The 589-nt window shown below is 43.5% G+C and carries 2 tRNA genes and 1 rRNA gene; all 3 read left to right on the forward strand.

Annotated elements, in window-relative coordinates:
• Positions 1-109: ribosomal RNA gene (locus tag ELS82_RS25770) — 16S ribosomal RNA — on the forward strand; the annotation flags it as partial.
• Between the two features lie 60 nt (positions 110-169).
• Positions 170-245 (forward strand) — tRNA-Ala (locus tag ELS82_RS25775).
• A gap of 24 nt (positions 246-269) precedes the next feature.
• Positions 270-345 (forward strand) — tRNA-Glu (locus tag ELS82_RS25780).
• The last annotated feature ends 244 nt before the right edge of the window (positions 346-589 follow it).

A 589-nucleotide genomic window follows, 5' to 3' on the forward strand; every position in this document is an offset into this window, starting at 1 on the left:
AGTAGGTAGTTTAACCTTCGGGAGAACGCTTACCACTTTGTGGTTCATGACTGGGGTGAAGTCGTAACAAGGTAGCCCTAGGGGAACCTGGGGCTGGATCACCTCCTTATACGATGATTACTCACGATGAGTGTCCACACAGATTGATATGTCTTTATTAGAGCTTTGAGGGGCTATAGCTCAGCTGGGAGAGCGCTTCGCTGGCAGCGAAGAGGTCATCGGTTCGATCCCGATTAGCTCCACCAATTCTTACTTAGTAAGAATCTAGTGTCCCGTTCGTCTAGAGGCCTAGGACACCGCCCTTTCACGGCGGTAACAGGGGTTCGACTCCCCTACGGGATACCATCTTTAAGTGTACTTTCTTAAGTGCTTTTAAAAATGGTTACTTCTTCGGAAGTGATTAGCTCTTTAACAATTTGGAAAGCTGACAAATCAACAATTTATTGTTGATTGTAAAGTTCTCAATGTTTGTCTTTATGACAAACACCAAAAAACACATTCAAGTGTTCTTGGGAATGTCACTTTAAGTGACTATTCAAAATTGAGTCCGGCAAAATCGAGTCTGCACATGTATAAAAATGCAGACAAC

The sequence above is a fragment of the Vibrio ouci genome (genome assembly GCF_004551525.1).
GTDB classification, from domain to species: Bacteria; Pseudomonadota; Gammaproteobacteria; order Enterobacterales; family Vibrionaceae; genus Vibrio; species Vibrio ouci.